Annotated in this window: 4 protein-coding genes; 3 read left to right on the forward strand and 1 reads right to left on the reverse strand. The window is 39.6% G+C overall.

Going from position 1 to position 3423, the window contains the following annotated elements:
- From GX437_03660 to GX437_03670, 3 genes are all read left to right on the forward strand, one after another.
- Window positions 1–134: replication-associated recombination protein A (locus GX437_03660; GenBank protein NLJ06749.1), on the forward strand; the 134-nt coding region annotated here is incomplete at its 5' end.
- Between the two features lie 68 nt (window positions 135–202).
- Complete coding sequence (locus GX437_03665) at window positions 203–628, forward strand: hypothetical protein (protein ID NLJ06750.1); 426 nt, start codon at window positions 203–205, stop codon at window positions 626–628.
- Window positions 625–1131 carry a hypothetical protein gene (locus tag GX437_03670; GenBank protein ID NLJ06751.1) on the forward strand — a complete coding sequence of 169 codons (507 nt, stop codon included), beginning with the start codon at window positions 625–627 and terminating at the stop codon, window positions 1129–1131. Before GX437_03665 ends, GX437_03670 begins: the two co-directional genes overlap by 4 nt.
- 3 nt (window positions 1132–1134) lie before the next feature.
- Here the strand turns inward: GX437_03670 and GX437_03675 are convergent, their stop codons facing one another.
- Window positions 1135–3252 carry a tetratricopeptide repeat protein gene (locus tag GX437_03675; GenBank protein NLJ06752.1) on the reverse strand — a complete coding sequence of 706 codons (2118 nt, stop codon included), beginning with the start codon at window positions 3250–3252 and terminating at the stop codon, window positions 1135–1137.
- Window positions 3253–3423 lie beyond the last annotated feature (171 nt).

Below are 3423 nucleotides of genomic sequence, written 5' to 3' on the forward strand. Positions count from 1 at the left end.
GCAACTTCGTCAACCTTGAGTTTCTGCCTGAAGCCATCAGTGGGAAAAAATTTTTCGAGCCTTCTAAAAATCCGAGAGAGGAAGAAATCAGAAAACATTTGCGTCAACTCTGGAAAAACAAATATGGATATTGAAACCAAACGCAAATAAGTCTTCAAAATGAACCTAAAGATTGAGAACCTGAATCAGGGTGGCAAAAAAATTGAATAATCGAATACGTATGAATACGCGGATGTTTTTACTGGTATTAATGCTGTTTCCTTTTGGGGTCATTGCTCAGGAAAATATTTCATTTTCAAAGGTTTACAGGAGTTTTGAGGTAGATGAAAGCCCGCAGTATCCTTACGGAAAAGATTCGCTTGAAAAATACCTTCGCAATGGTTTGCAGAATATAAATGTATCTGTATGCCACGGTACAGCCATGGTATCTTTTATAGTGGAAACAGATGGTAGCCTGAGTAATTTCAAAACCATTCGTCAGGTATGTCCTGAGGTTGACCAGAAATTACTCGAACTGGTTAAAAAGATGCCATTGTGGAAGCCGGGTAAAAAGAGCGGATTCCCTGTCAGAACTGAAGTCAATATACCTTTTGTCATAAAAGTTGAAAAAATAAAAATTTCCAATTGAAAATTAAGAAAATATATTGCAGATTATCAAACATTTACAGCTTAATTCTCGTTGGGAGTATTTTGCATCTTGCTTTGTCAGCTACCGGTGCCGACAGCTCAAAGGTGAGTTTTACCGGGCAACATTCCAGAATAAAATATACCAAAAACCGTCAGATCAAGGAAGCATCTTACACCCTGAAAAACAACACCAATGCTGAAGTAACGGTTAAATTGGGCAATGTCTGGCTGGTCAGAGGAAAAAGTGAGGAATTGCTGGAGAAAGCATCTTTTCGCTATTTTCAGAACAACCACACCATGAAAGGAAATGAAATCGTACTGAGGCCCCGCCAGAAAATGACCGTGGTTTGCAGTTTTAAGCCATTTACCATCTACACCGGCAGCATTTATACCGTCCGGACAGAAATATATGTTGGAAACGAAAAATATAAGGCTGTCAGTACTTTTGAGCTTTACAAACTCGAAAAAAACGATCCGAATTTATTGAAGAATACGGACAAATAAGGATTATTTACAATTAGCCTCAATATCTTTTTCAGCCTGTTTAAATCCGAGCCGGAGCGATTTTTTCAGATCTTTACATCCTGCTGATTTATTACCGGAATTGATTTGTGTGATACCACGAAGGTAATATGCCTGAGCATTGAGGCTGTCGAGTCCGATAGCTGTATTCAGGTCAAGCATTGCCTGAGGGATTTGGTTCAGGGTAAGATAGGCAATGCTGCGGTTCAGATAGGCTTTCACATAGGCTGGATTCAGCTCAATGGCCTTATTGAGGTCGGCAAGTGCTCCACGTGTGTCTCCCTGCTGTCCCTTCAGAATGCCACGGTTCGACCATGCTTCGGCATAATTATTCTTCAACAAGATGGCTGAATCAAAATCCTGAAAGCCTTCCCTGATTTTATTAATTCTGATGAAGCACAAAGCTCTGCCGTGATATGCCTGAGGAGTTATCTTACTGTCTCTGAAGCTGATAGCCCTGGTGTATAGCCTGATGGCCTCATTATAAATTCCTTTCTGATACAGCGCCAGGGCTTTAGCAAAAACAATTTCTGCATCATTTACTATCGAATCTCCGGACTGTTGAAGCAATTCCGCTGCCTTATCCCGATTTCCGCTCAGAATAGCAAGATTAGCCAGTTTTTTAACAATTGTTTTTCTTGCCAGTGCATTGTTTTCTTCTTTTTCAGTCAGTTTCAACGACTTCAGATAACACTTTTCTGCCTGCTCATATTTCTTTTTATTTAACCAGCCATCACCTGCAAGACGCCATGTCTCAGAACCCGGAATTTTCTGTACCAATAAAGAAGCGGTCAGTCCGGTGCCTAAAAGAATTATCATTAAAATATTGATGATTTGAAATTTAATATTCTTATAATGGTTTTGGTAAAACAGCACTGCAAATAAAATCAAAAAAGGGAGGAAGGTCAGCCGGTATCGGAAGGCATTGAAAAACAAGATAGATGGAATAATACCCGATAAAATCAACAAAACGACCAGCCGGTAATAATCATGATTCATCAGTTTTTTCCAGCTGACAAACATAAAAATTATGGCGGCAAAATAAATCAGGGACAGCGGAAAAGCCACAGGTCTGGCAAATACCGTAAACTTCAGGTAAGGATTGAATTCTCTCCATTCATAAAGGTCGTAGTTTCTGGGTGTTTCTTCAGCATGAAGGGCAATAACTGTTTTTTGCAGCAGGTTGTTGAAGATAGTCTGGAAACTGGTGTTTTCTTTCAAGGTTTTCTTAATCAGAAATCCTGAAAGCAGGTATGGATAACTTTGTTTCTGACTGTCGCTTTCGGAAAAATAAATCCCTGCCTCATCATATAAACCCGGGAAAAAGCTTTCTTTCCATTCGAGTGGCCTGATATTCAATGTTTTTTCAATGTTGTCTGAATTGCCGATATAAAAATTCACAGGACCGTTGGCAGAAATAAACCAAAGTTTTCCGTTGGTATGGTAGGCATTGTGGAAAACAGCCAGCAAAGGAAAAATCAAAGCCATCAGGAAAATAAAAGCAGCCCTTTTAAGGGGCATCCTTTCATAAAAAACAAGGAATAATATCCAAAAAATCAAAAAGATAATAAACTGGGAGCGGGTAATCATCATCAGCCCGGCCAGTAAGGCAAGCAAAGGATAACGGAGTTTACTTTTTTCCAGCCTCACAAACAGGAAGAAAAACAAAAGAGTCAGGAAAATAAAGAGATTTTCAGATAACAGGCGGGATTCGGTAAAAAGCTGTAAAGGGTAAACGGCCCAGATGAGCGAGGCGATAAAAGCAGGTTTTTTGTCATAGTTGCCCGCAGCCAGAAAGAAAAAGACTACACCTGCAATTCCCATCAGCATCTGAAGAAGGACAATGCCCTGTACAGAGAAGCCCAGCTTGAGCAGAACTGCCAGCATAAAAGTATAAAGAGGCGGATGCCAGAAATAAGAAACGGGAAACAACCCATTCTGAGCCATATCCGAAGCCGTCCTGAAAAACTCATTTTCATCAATAATGGGGAAAAAGCGGAAAGGGTTGTTGAAGTCAGAAATATAAAATGCCAGACGTGCCACAAAAGCTGTAAACACGACAATCAGGAGAAAAATATTATCATTCTTTCGGGTAGAAATCATCAGAATTTTTAATGTCAAAGATACGCAGCACTGAATGCCTGAAAAGAATTATTTCCTCAATTGTGGCAAATCTTTTAAGCCGGAGAACTGCTGTCCAAAATCATTTACTAAAGCAAAAAGAAAGAGAGAAATGAAATTTTAACAATAAAGCCTTAGCATCATTGCCCCCAA

It is taken from the genome of Sphingobacteriales bacterium, from assembly GCA_012517435.1.
In the GTDB taxonomy this organism is placed as follows: Bacteria; Bacteroidota; Bacteroidia; order CAILMK01; family JAAYUY01; genus JAAYUY01.

What these genes read in the sequence shown, in the direction of transcription:
- GX437_03675 (NLJ06752.1), bottom strand. Translation starts at nt 3,252, where the DNA reads ATGATTTCTACCCGAAAGAATGATAATATTTTTCTCCTGATTGTCGTG.